The sequence below is a fragment of the Vibrio sp. MED222 genome (assembly GCF_000153005.1).
GTDB classification, from domain to species: Bacteria; Pseudomonadota; Gammaproteobacteria; order Enterobacterales; family Vibrionaceae; genus Vibrio; species Vibrio tasmaniensis_A.
In genome coordinates this window covers 475,483-490,148 of the sequence record NZ_CH902606.1, presented here as the reverse complement: position 1 = coordinate 490,148, position 14,666 = coordinate 475,483, and the positions used below count along the sequence as shown (strand labels likewise).

The 14,666-nt window shown below is 44.0% G+C and carries 9 protein-coding genes; 4 read left to right on the top strand and 5 right to left on the bottom strand.

Annotated features, from left to right (window positions below; genetic code table 11):
- The coding region (locus MED222_RS19385; RefSeq protein ID WP_009845382.1) for an ABC transporter permease at positions 1 to 2,047 on the top strand (2,047 nt) is incomplete at its 5' end.
- Positions 2,048 to 2,578: 531 nt separating this feature from the next.
- Positions 2,579 to 4,033, top strand: coding sequence for an FAD-dependent oxidoreductase (locus tag MED222_RS19390; protein ID WP_009845381.1), 1,455 nt, complete (start codon positions 2,579 to 2,581; stop codon positions 4,031 to 4,033).
- A gap of 168 nt (positions 4,034 to 4,201) precedes the next feature.
- Here the strand turns inward: MED222_RS19390 and MED222_RS19395 are convergent, their stop codons facing one another.
- The 3 genes from MED222_RS19395 to MED222_RS19405 form a co-directional block, all read right to left on the bottom strand.
- Positions 4,202 to 5,152: a biotin-dependent carboxyltransferase family protein gene (locus tag MED222_RS19395; RefSeq protein ID WP_009845380.1), complete on the bottom strand. Its 951-nt coding sequence runs from the start codon at positions 5,150 to 5,152 to the stop codon at positions 4,202 to 4,204.
- Positions 5,145 to 5,912, bottom strand: a complete 768-nt coding sequence (locus MED222_RS19400; RefSeq protein ID WP_009845379.1) for a 5-oxoprolinase subunit B family protein — start codon at positions 5,910 to 5,912, stop codon at positions 5,145 to 5,147. Before MED222_RS19400 ends, MED222_RS19395 begins: the two co-directional genes overlap by 8 nt.
- A gap of 181 nt (positions 5,913 to 6,093) precedes the next feature.
- Positions 6,094 to 6,837, bottom strand: a complete 744-nt coding sequence (locus tag MED222_RS19405) for a 5-oxoprolinase subunit PxpA (protein WP_032555051.1) — start codon at positions 6,835 to 6,837, stop codon at positions 6,094 to 6,096.
- Between the two features lie 453 nt (positions 6,838 to 7,290).
- Here MED222_RS19405 and galE point away from each other — a divergent pair, with 453 nt between their 5' ends.
- Positions 7,291 to 8,304 carry a UDP-glucose 4-epimerase GalE gene (gene galE, locus MED222_RS19410; RefSeq protein ID WP_009845377.1) on the top strand — a complete coding sequence of 338 codons (1,014 nt, stop codon included), beginning with the start codon at positions 7,291 to 7,293 and terminating at the stop codon, positions 8,302 to 8,304.
- A 423-nt stretch (positions 8,305 to 8,727) separates the two neighbouring features.
- Here the strand turns inward: galE and MED222_RS19415 are convergent, their stop codons facing one another.
- A complete protein-coding gene (locus tag MED222_RS19415; protein WP_009845376.1) occupies positions 8,728 to 10,866 on the bottom strand; it encodes a TonB-dependent hemoglobin/transferrin/lactoferrin family receptor in 2,139 nt (712 codons plus the stop codon).
- Between the two features lie 224 nt (positions 10,867 to 11,090).
- Here MED222_RS19415 and MED222_RS19420 point away from each other — a divergent pair, with 224 nt between their 5' ends.
- A complete protein-coding gene (locus MED222_RS19420) occupies positions 11,091 to 11,978 on the top strand; it encodes a LysR family transcriptional regulator (RefSeq protein ID WP_009845374.1) in 888 nt (295 codons plus the stop codon).
- Here the strand turns inward: MED222_RS19420 and MED222_RS19425 are convergent.
- Positions 11,970 to 14,651 (bottom strand): bifunctional acetate--CoA ligase family protein/GNAT family N-acetyltransferase, encoded by a 2,682-nt coding sequence (locus tag MED222_RS19425; RefSeq protein ID WP_009845373.1) that lies wholly within the window; start codon positions 14,649 to 14,651, stop codon positions 11,970 to 11,972. The two genes, MED222_RS19420 and MED222_RS19425, sit on opposite strands and share 9 nt — an antisense overlap.
- Positions 14,652 to 14,666: the final 15 nt, after the last annotated feature.

Sequence of the window (14,666 nt, the reverse complement as noted above, 5' to 3'; positions counted from 1 at the left end):
CAATCATGTTGAACCGGGGGAATTGTGGCTTGATGAGCGTATATTTGCTCAGCTAGAAGTTGAGATAGGTGACAATGTCACGATAGGCGATGCCGATTTAACAATCACAGGGCGTATCGCGCAAGAACCGGGCTTGAGTTTTAACCCTTTCCAACAAATGCCTGCAGTTCTGATTCACAATAACGATGTTGAAGCGACAGGCGCAATCCAACCAGGTAGCCGCGTTAGCTTTAGATTGTTTTTAAATGGTGATGAATCGAAACTCAAAGCAGCACAAGACAGTATCGAACTGACACCAAGTGATCGCTGGCGTACACAAGACTCAGCCAGTCGTACCAACGAGATGTTCGAAAGTACGACTCAATACTTATCGCTAACGGTTGCTATCGTTGTGATCATGGCTGCGACCACTTTGGTACTCACTTGCCAACATTATGTTGCGAGTCGTCGTAAAACCATTGCGATGCTTAAGAGTTTAGGTGCGAGCAAGCAGTGGATCGTTAAATGGTTGTCCGTACAGGTGTCTCTGTTGGTGGTTATTGGTGCAGTACTGGGAATTACCATCGGTATCGGCTTAGAATTTTTGCTTCGTATACCTCTGGGCGACTTATTACCAACACCACTTCCTAGCTATGGTATTGAACCTGTCATTTTGGCGATTTTATCAAGCATTCTCATTGGTGTGCCTGCTCTTGGTATTCCGTTAATTGGCTTGGTAAGCACTTCGGCAATCAGCGTGATTCAATCAAGTCACCAGTCTAATGAAAGCTACAAGAAATACCTGTTGTTGCTGGTGCCTATTATTCCAATGATGCTGATGTACGGCGATAACCTGTTGGTATGGATAGTTCTAGCGGGTATCGCTTGCCTGTTCTTAGTGCTTGCGATTGTGAGCACGCTTGTTCTGCGTTTGGTCGGTAAGCTGCCGACGTCGACATCTATGCGTTTGGCATTGAGCCGAATTAATCGCACACCATTAGCAACAGGGATTCAATTTGGTTCTTTAGCGCTGTCTTTGATGCTGCTATCGATCATATGGCTAGTGAGAAGTGACTTGCTGTCGGATTGGCAGCAAACCTTGCCTGAAAACGCGCCAAATGCGTTTGCGCTGAATATTGCGAGCTATGAGAAAGACAGTTATCTCGAGACGATTGATGCAAACGAAGTAGAGCGTACTCAAGCGTTTCCAATTATACGAGGAAGGCTCACAACCATTAACGGCGTTGAGGCGGCGAAATACAGCGAGACCTCAGAAGAAACAGATGCATTAAGCCGCGAAATCAACTTCACTTGGGGGGATAGCCTTCCTGAGTACAATGAAGTGTTAGAAGGCAGTTGGACACAAGAGCAGGGCGTATCTGTGGAATCCGATGTCGCGGATCAGCTGGGTCTAAAGATCGGCGATGAGCTATCGTTCACAATCAACAGCCAGAATGTCTCTGCCAAGGTGAACAGCATCCGAAAAGTAGAGTGGCGAGAAATGAAGCCGAATTTCTACTTCATATTTACGCCAGATGTTTTGAGCTCTATTCCTTCTACTTGGCTCGTGAGTTTCCGACTAGAAGAACAACATAATCAGATGCTCAACGAACTCTCTCGAAATCACCCAACCGTGAGTTTGATGGATATTCGTAAAATGGGTAGCAAGATCCAAGAGTTGCTCAAACAGATTGTTTGGTCGATAACCGTACTTGCGGCTTTGGGTGTGGTAGCGGGGCTATTGCTTATCTTCACTCTGTTGCGACTGAGCTTATCTCAAAGACAACAAGAGATACGCTTGTACCGAACCTTAGGCGCGAGTAAGAAGCGTATTCTCAACACTATTTGGTGTGAATACGGGGTGATGGCGTTAGTAGCTGGCTCAATTGCTGCGCTAGGTTCTGAACTCAGTGTTGCAGGGGTAATGAACTTTGGCTTTGAGTTAGAACCTTCACTCCACCCAATACTGTGGATAGCGCTACCCGTGCTGACGTTTATCACATTGGCCGCGGTAGTGAATAGCTTAATCAAACGTTTGTTGGCACCAGTAAACAAGGATTTTGGCTAGTTGCTAGCGAGATCTCACAAATGCTTAAAACGGTCTAAAAGTGACATTATTTATATTTAGTCATGCACTATTTATAAGGCGTCGCTTTAGACCGCTTTTTATTTGACCAATGCATAGCACAAGTTACGAACATCGCACCTTAATTTCCCATTTTTTTAGTATTTTTTAAAACTAATTGCGCAATAATGCCGATTTAATGAACAGCGGTTAGTCCCTGTAAACAAAGGGTTTGCGCAACTTAGCAAGAACGTTATCAACAGTTATCCACAAAAACGGTGGATAACTTTAGGGATAAGTTAACATCAATGTTTTAAGAGTACTGAGGCAGCCTTTATGTGGCGTCACTTAGGACAAATGTGACGGTTATAATAACCTTTAAAACTCAATCTGGAGTTATTGAGTCAAGAGATTATTTAGGTTTTTTACATAGATATTAAATACTGCCTATCTAAGACCTTGATAAAAATGTGTTTTAATTCGTAGCAGAACAAAAGTAGAATAGCGGCAGTTAATCATATTCTACAGAACACGATGAACCACAACAAAACGGATACAAATCAGCCTTCTATTGCCATTGTTGGTGGTGGTATTGCCGGAACGACGAGCGCAATTCATTTTAGTGAGTTGGGTTATAAGGTCACTATTTTGGAAAAAGGACCGAGTTTGGTTAATGGTCCACCAATTTGCCATCTGCATGCTGGTGGCAATTTGTATCGAGATATTTCTGTAGAGCAGTGTCTTCAGTTGCTCACTCAGTCAATTGATACCGTCCGCTTGTTTCCCCATACGATCAATATTCGTCCGACAATTATCGCTGTTCCACACAGTGATGGTGGAGAGCCGTTGGATCTTCTTCCGCGCCTAAAGAGAATCAAGAACGCTTATGCTGATCTTGTTAGTCAAGATAAAAGCAACCAAGTGCTTGGTAATCCGGAAGAGTATTACAAGCTGTATAGTAAAGAAGAGTTACTAGCACTTGCAGCTCAAACTCAGCCTCTGAAACCAACATCGCTTGATGAATGGTGTATTCCTTTCGCTAAACATACGGATCTAGAAACCCTTAAGTATCCTGTTGCTATGGTTCAAGAGTATGGCTGGAGCGTATTCCGCTTATCTGCAACCGCTCAACTCTCTTTGGGGCAACAGTCTAATTGTACCGTGTTAACCAACAGCCGATTACAATCTGTTGAATCGTTAGAGCAAGGTTGGTCTTTGACTTATACAGACGCTGAGAACCAAAGCTGTCACCTAACGACCGACTACTTGATTAATGCAAGTGGCTTTGAAACGGGCATCGTGGATGACTTTGTCGGTTCTAAGCAACAAAGGCTTGTTGAGTTCAAAGCCGCATACGTTACGCAGTGGCCGTATTCGCAAGAATGTAAGGAAGAGTGGCCAGAGGTTATCTTCCATGGCCCGAGAGGCACACCGCAAGGCATGGCTCAGTTAACACCGTACGCTGATGGTGTATTCCAACTTCACGGTATGACAGAAGGGATTACTCTGTTTGAGGGTGGGCTTGTTTCATCATCAACAGATTCATCACAGCCTCAGTTGCCTTCTAAGCTTCTTAAGAAAATCGTATCAGGTTGGAGTGAAGAGCAGCTCGAATTAAGAACTCGCGCTGCGATAACGCATATGTCTCAGTTCATCCCAAGTTTTAGCTCTGCACTGGTAGGTGGTAAGCCTTTGTTCGGTGCACAGCAGATTCCGGGAACCGATCCGAGCTTAAGAGCTTCAGACGTGTCATTCTGTGGTGATCGCTATGCTCGACTTGAAGTAGTCAAAGCATCTTCAACCTTAGAGGCAGCGCAAAAGGTCGCTGAGCATTGGTTTGATGTCGCAGAGTCAGTATCGATTGAAAATACACACTCAGTGACAATGTCACTTAATCTAAAGAATATTGAGAATAAAGCGATAGATTTGACACAAGAACGCGGATACCCAGAAGCCCTTGCAAAGGTATCAGGCCAAGATCACGCTTAATACTCAGTCATAATCTACTACGCTAAACATCTTCAATTCGGCTTGCGCGATAGGTAAGCCGAATCTTCATTCAAATGCCTGCTTAGATACCGAAACTTATCCGAATGACATCTCTCTAGCTAATGATTCTTAGCTACATAGCAATTAGCACATAACACATCGCAAAAACTAGTAGCCGAAAAATTGAGCCCACTGGCACCACACATCTTGTAATCCTAAGCGATCCCCTTTACTAAACGAGACTTTATGTCCAGGTTTGGCTTGTGCTAAGCGCGGTAAATCGATTCTGGCGACACATCCAATCTTCGGATAGCCACCAATAGTCTGTCTGTCATTAAGCAACACGATAGGTTGCCCATCTTGGGGGATTTGAATCGCACCTAAGGCAATGCCTTCAGACAATAGCGAAATATCAGGTGAATCAATCGATTGACCACTCAGTCGATAGCCCATGCGATTTGAATTTTGGTCAACGTGATACTGTGCGTTATACAAAGTCTCTTTTGCTGAACCAGTGAACAGCTCGCTTTGATAGCCTTCAATCACTCGCAGGTTCACTGGTAGGTTGTAATTAGGCGTGTATCGGAAGGTGACACTCAACGCTTGAAACGAGCGAGAGAGTTGGTGTTGGGTAAAAGCAATGTGTTGCCCTTGCTGGCATGGCTGTCCATCTTGCGTTAATCCACCAATCTTTTCACGAGTCACCGTAGAACAGCTATCAAGAGTTGATGGAACATCGAAGCCCCCCTTAACAGCTAAATACGCCCTTAGACCATTTTTAGGTAAACCAAATGAGAGGACTTGCCCTGAGAAAGCTTGAAAAGTACGCCAGTTCGACAGTGGTTTACCATCGAGCTTCGCTTGTAAATCGCCACCACATAATGCCATCTCACAATCAAAATCGATTCGTAACGCGCATTGCCCAAGCGTGATTTCCAACACTGCTTGGTTGACTGGGTTTCCGAGCAGGTGATTGGCCCAGCTATACGAGTAATCATCAACAGGGCCACCTTGTGTCAACCCGAGATGAGCGACACCAAATCGTCCGAAGTCTTGAATCAAACTCAACGGGCCGGGCTTAATGACTGTCAGCGTTGGTTTGGCTTTAGTCTTAACCATTAGCGACACCTCCACTAATCTCCATAAACCTGAGTTCAACAAATTCTTGTTTTGAAATCGCGATGAAACGGACTGTGTCACCGACATTAAGTAGAGACAGCGGCGTTTGCGTGGTATCAGCGTTCTTCAATTGGCTGTGATCGAACAACGGAAGCGGGCAATTGCCAATAATATTCCAGCCACCCGGTGAGTCCGAAGGGTACACCGCCGTTTTCGTATCTGCGATGGCGATACTGCCTTTCGGTACACTTAAACGTGGGGTTGAATGACGGGGCAAAGCAAGCTCATTGACCACATCAGACATAAACGCAAAGCCAGGCGTAAATCCAATCGCACTGACGCTGTATGTCTGTGAGGTGTGATATTGAATAATATCGTCGAGCGACAGGCCTTTGTCTTGATATCGGCCTAAGTCGAGAGCCGTTTCTGGTGAGTAATAAGCGGGAAGCTCGATAGTGTCACGAGTGTAACTAACACTAGATAAGGACGAAATAGCATGACTCAATAAGGTGTTGAGTTGTTCGATGAGTTTCTTTTCGGAAATTCGATAAGGTAAGTAGTCAACCAGAATGGTGTGGTAAGCCGGTGTCACATTCATCAATATAGATGCCAAGTTTTGGCGAATGGCATTGGAAAGATGAGCCATGTACTGCGCATATTCGCTGTTAGATTGACTATTTGAAGGCGATAGCGTCAAGGTGACCAAAACGCTGCATTCCGCGACTGGCGCTATATTGAATTCAATTTGATTCGTCGTCATTTCGTTTCCATACGTTTGTTTGCTTGCCTTTTACTAGCTTACTTGCCTTTTGTTTACTTATTTGGCGCATCTCACTTCCGTGTCCAAACCAATACAAAGCAATTAGACCTTACGAGCAATTGGTTAGGTGCTCGTAAGGCGAGCGATAAGGCCATGCGCCATACCAATCACACGCTTCATATTAGTTAAAAGCGTTGAGGTCTTGTCTGATTTTCTTTATCAATGCGATCGATTGTGGATTATCGCCGTGGACACAAATCGTGTCGGCTTCAATAGGGAGTCGTTCACCTTCGAGCGTTGTGACTGAACCGTAGTTAATGATTTGCATGACTTGGTTGTAGATGTCGTCCTGATTAACGTAAACCGAGCCTTTTTGAGTTCGCGGCGATAACTGCCCATTATTCAAGTATGCACGGTCAGCAAACGCTTCAAACAAGAGGGGTAAATCATGATCGTCAGCAATATCTAAATACTGCTGATTGTCTGACGAAGAGAGGATCATTAGGGGGATGTTAAATTCAGCGACGGCTTGGGCAACGGCATTAAACACATCAATGTTCGCCATCATATCGTTGTAAAGGGCGCCATGAGGTTTCACATAGCCAACAGAGGTGTGGTGATAGCGGCACAGCGCTTGTAGTGCACCGACTTGATAACAAACTAGCTCACTGATCTCGTCCATGGTATGAGGAATAGAACGGCGACCAAACCCAACTAAATCTTGATAACCAGGGTGGGCACCAATTTGGGTGTGATAGTACTGCGCCAGTTTTATGGTCTTAGACATAACGTGCGGATCAGACGCGTGAAAGCCACAAGCGATGTTTGCCATATCGACCCATTCCATGACCGACTCGTCATCGCCCATCTTCCAATTGCCGAAACTTTCTCCCATGTCGCAATTAAGCAAAATCTTCGTTGTCACGTGGTGCTAACCCTTTACGTTGAGGTGAGTAATGACGGTCTTATAAATACCATAAATAAACAGTGACCTAACTCAAATTTTCGACACCAAAAACTGCATCTACTATAAGGTCACGGCATGTATCAAACCCGCTAAAGAACAGATTGTGAAAAATGCTTCCTTTCATCAATAACGTATAGAAACTATGGTTAAAGATAATTGAAAAAGAAGCAATCGACAAACAGCGTTCCATCTACTTTGTTTCCAGTTTATGGAGCAAACATAGGGTGATGAATCATATGGCGACATTGGTGTAACTCTGAAGGTTGGCAATGAAGGAACGGCTAAGCGAAACGCACCGGTCGATTTTTGTTCTCTCGTGCAGTGTATCTGCCATAGGCGTTTGTGTCTCAACCCTAAGCTGTTGTATCATAAGTGATACGTTAAGTGGTTTTAATTAAAGGTCGGCTAAACATGAATGTTTTAGTTACAGGTGGCATGGGTTACATTGGTAGCCACACAAGTATCCAGATGATTAACGCAGGTATGACACCTGTACTTTTCGATAACTTGTATAACAGTAAACCAAGCGTTTTAGAACGTATCGAAAAAGTATCTGGCGTTCGTCCTGATTTCATTGAAGGTGATATTCGTGATAAAGCGCTTTTAACTGAAACCATGAAGCAACACAATATTGAAGCTGTTATTCATTTTGCGGGCCTGAAAGCGGTTGGCGAATCTGTTGCCAAACCTCTCGAATACTACGATAACAATGTAAATGGCACGTTAGTCCTTGTCGATGCAATGCGTGACGCTGACGTAAAAATATTAGTATTCAGCTCTTCAGCAACGGTTTATGGCGATCCTGCTAGTGTTCCTATCACAGAAGATTTTCCCACAAGCGCAACCAATCCTTACGGTCGTAGCAAGCTCATGGTTGAAGAGTGCTTAACTGACTTCCAAAAGGCTAACCCCGATTGGAGCATTACGTTATTACGTTACTTTAACCCCGTAGGTTCACACCCAAGTGGTGAACTCGGTGAAGACCCAAGTGGTATTCCAAACAACCTAATGCCATTTGTATCTCAAGTTGCAGTTGGCCGACGTGAATTCCTATCTGTATTTGGTAGTGACTACCCAACAAAGGATGGCACTGGTGTTCGTGATTACATCCACGTCATGGATCTGTCTGATGGACACATTGCGGCACTTGAGAAAGTAGGGCGTAAAGACGGTCTTCACATCTATAACCTGGGTACTGGCAACGGTTCAAGTGTATTAGATATGGTTAAAGCCTTCGAGAAAGCGAGCGGTCAAGCGATACCTTATAAACTCGTTGAGCGTCGTCCAGGTGATATCGCGGAGTGTTGGGCCGACCCAGCGAAAGCTCAGAAAGAACTGGGGTGGAATGCGACACGCACACTGGCTGAAATGACTGAAGACACATGGCGCTGGCAATCAACAAATCCTGATGGTTTCCCTGGTTGATTGAGTGATTTCATGAATGGTTAACGTACAAAAAGATGCTCTAGGGCATCTTTTTTGATCTAAATCGAATAAAAAGTGATTTGGTGGTTAAAAAGTATCATTCTGTATCGGTTGTTGTTATCATGCTCGCGAATTATATGTTTAATGTTAATTTTCTTTGGAGTTAATCATGGAACTAGGCCTAATCATCACTTTTATCATTGCTGCAGCAGTAATGGTAAAGAAAGAAATGGCAGAGAAATAATTTCACTTTACCCCTTTTTGATACAACTTTTAGTGAAATAACAAAAGCCAGCTTATCGTAAGCTGGCTTTTTAATTTCTACAGTATTTTTTGTATGGCTTTATTCTGGAACGACCTAGATCTTTAATCACCTAGGTCTTCAATAAACTTAGCTCTACAACGAACTAGATTTCTAACCAGTTAGAACTCGTAGTTTGCAGATATACCCCAGTTACGACCCGGCTGAGACTTAATATCGGTGTTGAACTTAGAATCGTGCCCACGGCCTGACATGTCATTGTACAGCCAATATTTTTTGTCTAATGCGTTGAATAGACCCGCTCGCAAGGTTAAATCCGTGACAGGGCGGTAATAAGCAGTCAAATCAACAACTGTGTATCCAGCCACGTTTACGTTGTCATCAGAGTTCCACTCATCTTTCGCAGCAACCATCTTAACATTTAAAGCTGAACCGAAAGTCTCGCGTTCGATACCAAGACCTAGCGTACCCGTTAGTGGTGCTACTGAATCAATGGATTTACCCGTAGATTTATCTTCACCATCAGCATAAGCGACCGCTAAACGAGTGTAGGTTCCAAATGGTGCGTCTAACAAAGTGTCTAGATTAATCGTTGAAGAAAGCTCTGCACCATAGATAGTTACTTTATCTAAGTTCTCTTTGGTGTATACGTCTTTACCGCCTTGTTTGCCCGTTTTCGTCTGGTTAATGAAATCAGAGTAATCAGTGTAGAAAGTGCTTAGTTCAAAGCGAGCATGTTCATTATTGCCACGAAGACCAAGCTCGTAAGAGATACTTCTTTCGGCTTTCAAGTTAGGGTTAGCTTCAATGATGGCACCTCGAGTATAGAAGTAGTAGAGGTCGTAAACTGAAGGTGCTTTAAACCCTTGCCCAACTTGACCAAATACCGATAGGTTATCATTGATGTGGTAAACTGAACCTAGCTTAGCTGTGACGGCGTCATCTTTATTCTTCTCATATTGAGTCTTGTAGCCTTCATCCGTTGATGGGTCAGCAACAAATGAGTCATAACGAAGACCGCCAGTTACAATCAACTTGTCTTCCATGAAAAATGCTTGGTCTTGAACAAACACACCCCATTGCGTTATTTCTGCATCAGGGATACCAGTGCTACCCGGTGTAACAGTGCCTCGGTCAAACTTATGGTCGTAGTTTTCGAGCTCAAAGTCATTCTTCAGGTATGTGAAACCATATGTGAATTCGTGATCCGCACCATCAATATTCACTAGCTTAGAAAGCTGTGTATCAAGCTGCATGTTTACATCTGATGCATCACGCTCACGAAGTCGGCGTCCGTTGAAGCGAGTTGTATCGTAGTTTTTATTCAGAGAACTTGAGTCTTGGTAACTTAGAGACCAGTCTAAAGAGTCAGCAATTGAAGAGCTTAGTTTAAGCTGTTGTTCCAATGTTGCACGAAAACGTTTGTTGGTGTCTTTGTTGTAATTATCAGTATATACAAAGCCCGGCATAAGCTGATAGCCATTGTAGTTTAGCTCATCTTCATCATATTGACGTTGGTAATGCTCAACCGTAATTCCAACCTTATTTGAATCTGATACATTGTAGAATGCTTTGGCTAGGATATTACTTAATTCCGTATCTGCTGGGTTCTCTGCACCACGATCTGGACCTTGAACTTCGCTTCCTGATGAATGAGTTTCTGTCTCGTGGCCTTGAGCGTATGTCGCCATAACGATCGTTTCTAACTTATCTTTACGCATCGCCCAAGAAACTGTGTTCTTGAACTGTTCATCTGCAGATGTATAGGTAGATTTGATGCCAAAACGGTTTTCATCCCCGTCAGTTCTAAGCATATCCTCTGGATTTTTAGTTCTTAGCAGTACTGCACCACCAATGGCATCTGAACCGTAAAGCGTAGAAGCAGGGCCTTTATTCACCTCTATGACACTTAATGTATCGACTTCGATCGCATTCGAATATTTACGTTGCTCAGAAGCGCCAGGGTTATATGGTGTAGGTTGTTGAACTCCATCTACCATAAGTTTAACGCGATCACCTTCAACACCGCGGATGTTAAAGCCTGAAATACCAAAACGGCCACCGCCTTGAGCTTCTACTCCTGGCGTGTATTGAAGAGCTTGCTTTATGTCGCTAGACATTTGATTATCTATGTCTTTTGCAGAGACAGACTCAATTGAGCTTGAAACGTCTTCTTTGTTTTGTTCGGTACGCGTTGCTGATACAACAACCTCGTCAAATAGGGCATAATCTTCAGCAAAGGCTGATGTTGATGAAAGCGCTAAAACGATTGAAGCAGAGAGTAGGGATTGCTTATACATCTGATAGTTACCTTAGTTCCATAATATCATCTTGATTTGCGAAAGATGATATTGGATCTAAATGATAATTACTATTATTTGCATTTAAATAATTTTCAATATTATCAACTAATTCATAATTAGCGTTATTAAACACATGTATTAAAAAGAGTTTTTCAGTTCCATTCACCATGTGAATGCTTCTCTTTTTGTGATTTAGATCTCACTTACAAAGTAGGAAAGTTATGCATAGCCCAATAACACTTGAAGCCTTACACATATTAGATGCCATTGATCGTCGTGGAAGCTTTGCGGCAGCGGCTAATGAAATGGACCGAGCACCTTCTTCATTGAGTTATCAAATCCAGAAGCTAGAACAAGACTTAGATATTATGATTTTTGATCGCTCAGGCCACCGTGCAAATTTCACGGAAGCGGGCCAGTTAATATTAGAGCAAGGAAGGATCATTCTTGGTGCCACTGAACAGCTCGTTAATGACGCGAGTATTCTTGCTAATGGCTGGGAGTTGGATTTAACGATTGCCTTTGATGGCATTATTCCGATTGCTAATTTCTTCCCATTGGTCGATGAACTCGGAAAAATAAGTAAAACTAGGGTTCGATTACAAGAAGAGATCTTGGCTGGTTGTTGGGAATCACTTTCAGATGGCCGAGCTGATTTATTGGTGTGCCCAAAGGTTGATACCATACCGAACGATATGAAAAGTGACATTATCGGCAAGATGGAAATGGTATGGGTTGCAGCATCAAACCACTACGTTCATAAGCGTTCTGGTGATTTCGACCAAAAGGCGAGAGAAAGTTACAGGGTTGTCGCAATTGCAGACACAGCGCGTGACCAACCAGCATTAAGCATCAATATTCTAGAAAAGCAGCCACGTTTGACCGTGACAAGCTTCCCAGCCAAGGTAGAGGCTCTAACTGCAGGGTTAGGGATTGGCACCTTACCGAATAGTGTTGCTAAACCTTTGATTGAATCTGGCGTTCTACAACAGATTTCGGGTACTGAACCACAGCCTATCGACATCGTAATGGCTTGGCGACGTAACAAGATGGGCGACGCCAAGTCTTGGTGTATTCAACACCTCAAAAAAACATGGGCGTTAAAGTAACGGCAACACCATATCTGCAGTACCGTCTTCAAAACTGATATCTAGCTCAAAGCCCAGCTTCTGGGCTAGTGTCAGCATCCCTCGGTTGGTCGGCATCGTCATGCCCGACATCTGCTTGGTCTGCTTGGTACGACAGTAGTCAATAACCTTAGTCATCAAAATGCGGCCTAATCCGACGCCTTTCAGATCGGAACGTATCAGAATAGCGAACTCTGCATCGGTGTTCTCTGGGTTAATCAACGCTCTCGATACGCCAATAATCGCGGGTACGCCTTGTTCCTTTCGAACGACCACAAATGCAATTTCTCTATCAAAGTCAATCTGAGTAAAGTTAGCCAACGCCTCATGATTGAATTCACCCACATCACTAAAGAAACGCTTGTAAAGGTCTTCTTTGGATACACGATGAATAAAATCAGCATGAAGCGGCTCGTCTTCAGGAAGGATCGGGCGTAACAACACCTCAGTGCCGTCCTTAAGTACGATATTCTCTTCCAATTCGACTGGATAAGGGCGAATCGCAAGACGTTCTTGAGGATCGCCTTGGTATGCTTTCAATATGATATCGGCATCTAATATCGTGAACTTGTCTCCGTTGGCCAGTACTGGATGGATATCCAAATCATGTATTTCAGGGCAATCTACTACCATCTGAGATATACGCACCAACAATTCAGAGAGACCTTCAATATCAATCGGGTTAGGTAGTTTTTGCAGACGAATCTTGCCACTTTTTATCGCTCGAATGATCAAGTAACGCGCCAGTGTCATATTGAGTGGTGGAAAGGCTGCAGCAGCGTCAATGGATTCATCCCATTCAGAACCTCCTTGACCAAGTAAAATGATAGGACCAAAGGTTTCGTCCGTTGTCACTTTTACACGTAGCTCCTGCCCGCCGGCGAGTTTGGCCATTCCTTGAATTAACAAGCCATGAATATGCGCAGTAGGGAACGACAGTTGAGAGCGATCGAGAATCGCCTGAGCCGCATTGGCGACTTCATTGCTGTTTCTTAAATTAAGCATGACACCTTGCACGTCCGACTTGTGTGCAATGTCTGGCGAACGTAGTTTAACTGCGACTGGGTAACCAATCGTTTCAGCAATATGTACCGCCTCACTTGGATCAGAAGCTATCCAAGTTGGTAATACATCTAGGTTGAAGTGCTTGAAAAATTGGCTATTTTGATGCGTATCAAGGCTGACTGTGTCTTTATCCAGTAGTTGACGTTCTATCCAATTTTTTGCATCTGCTAGATCTTCAATATGGACTTTTTCTGCTGTGGTTGGCGTTTCCATTAACTGACGCTGGTTACGTCTGTACTCGACCAAGTGCATAAATGCGACCACTGAACTTTCAGGTGTTCGATAGGTTGGGAACCCTGCTTCGGTAAACAACTTTCGTGCTGGCTTTGCTGTTAGCTCGCCAGACCAATTCGTTAGGATGTTAAATCGCTTGTGGCGAGGATGCTTTTTAATGGCTTCAATAATTCGCTCAGCTGTTTTAGCTGAATGTGCGATCGCAGAAGGGCTGTGCATGATAAGAATCGCATCCGCTTCATCACCATCTAACAAGATGTTTATCGTATCGATATAACGTTGCTCACCGGCGTCACCAACAATATCGATTGGATTACTCTGAGACCAACTCAATGGTAAAACCTTATTGAGCTTCTCTAGCGTATCTTCAGAAAACTCGGCAAGCTTACCACCACGGTCAAAAAGGGTATCCACCGCCATGATCGCAGGGCCGCCGCCGTTGGTCACAATAGCCAAGCGCTCTCCACGTAATGGCACTGAATGAGTCAGAGTCTCTACCGCTGCAAACAGTTCATGTAAGTTCTTAACTCGTAACATGCCGCTGCGTCGGATCGCTGAGTCATAGATAATATCTAACGTATCGGCACCGCCTGTATGTAGCATTGCCGCCGCTCGGCCTTTAGCTGTTCGTCCGCCTTTTAATACCAGAATTCGTCTATTACGTGACGCAGCACGCGCAGCAGAGATAAAGCGCCTCGCATCTTTAATACTATCAACATAAAGCAATATTGCTTCGGTGTGAGAGTCGGTACTCAGATAATCCAACAGCTCCGAGAATTCTATGTCACTGCCATTACCTATCGAGATAAACGCCGAGAAGCCGATCTCTTTATCGTTCGCCCAATCTAGAATCGTTGTACACACTGCAGCGGATTGAGAAACAAAGGCTATTTTACCTGGCAGCGCCGTCACCGGAGAGAAAGAGGCATTCAAATTTAACCACGGAACAATAACTCCCAAGCTATTGGAACCAAGTACCCGAATATTGTTTGCTTTGGCGATTGCAATACATCTCTCATCAAATGTTCCACCGCTATTACTTTGCTGTTGCATGTCGGAGGAGAGCACAATAACGGAAGCGATGCCTTTCTCGGCCAACTCTTCAAAAATAGCCACATTGCGTGTCGCATTAGTGCACAAAATAGCAAGGTCAGGCACGATAGGCAGCGATAAGATGTTTTTGTAAGAGAGGACGCCCGCGACAGAATCGTATTTTGGTGTTACCGGCATCACCGCACCTTTAAAATCCCCGTGCAACAAATTGTTCATGACGATATATCCTGCACGCGTTTCTTGTTGAGATGCACCAACAACAGCGATTGAACGGGGTTTAAGTAGGGGATCAAGATGATTCATAGACATATCCTAGCA

Coding starts and splice junctions, on each gene's coding strand:
- MED222_RS19395 (WP_009845380.1), bottom strand. CDS start 5,152: ATGGTTAAGACTAAAGCCAAACCAACGCTGACAGTCATTAAGCCCGGC.
- MED222_RS19390 (WP_009845381.1), top strand. CDS start 2,579: ATGAACCACAACAAAACGGATACAAATCAGCCTTCTATTGCCATTGTT.
- MED222_RS19415 (WP_009845376.1), bottom strand. CDS start 10,866: ATGTATAAGCAATCCCTACTCTCTGCTTCAATCGTTTTAGCGCTTTCA.
- MED222_RS19420 (WP_009845374.1), top strand. CDS start 11,091: ATGCATAGCCCAATAACACTTGAAGCCTTACACATATTAGATGCCATT.
- MED222_RS19425 (WP_009845373.1), bottom strand. CDS start 14,651: ATGAATCATCTTGATCCCCTACTTAAACCCCGTTCAATCGCTGTTGTT.
- galE (WP_009845377.1), top strand. CDS start 7,291: ATGAATGTTTTAGTTACAGGTGGCATGGGTTACATTGGTAGCCACACA.
- MED222_RS19400 (WP_009845379.1), bottom strand. CDS start 5,912: ATGACGACGAATCAAATTGAATTCAATATAGCGCCAGTCGCGGAATGC.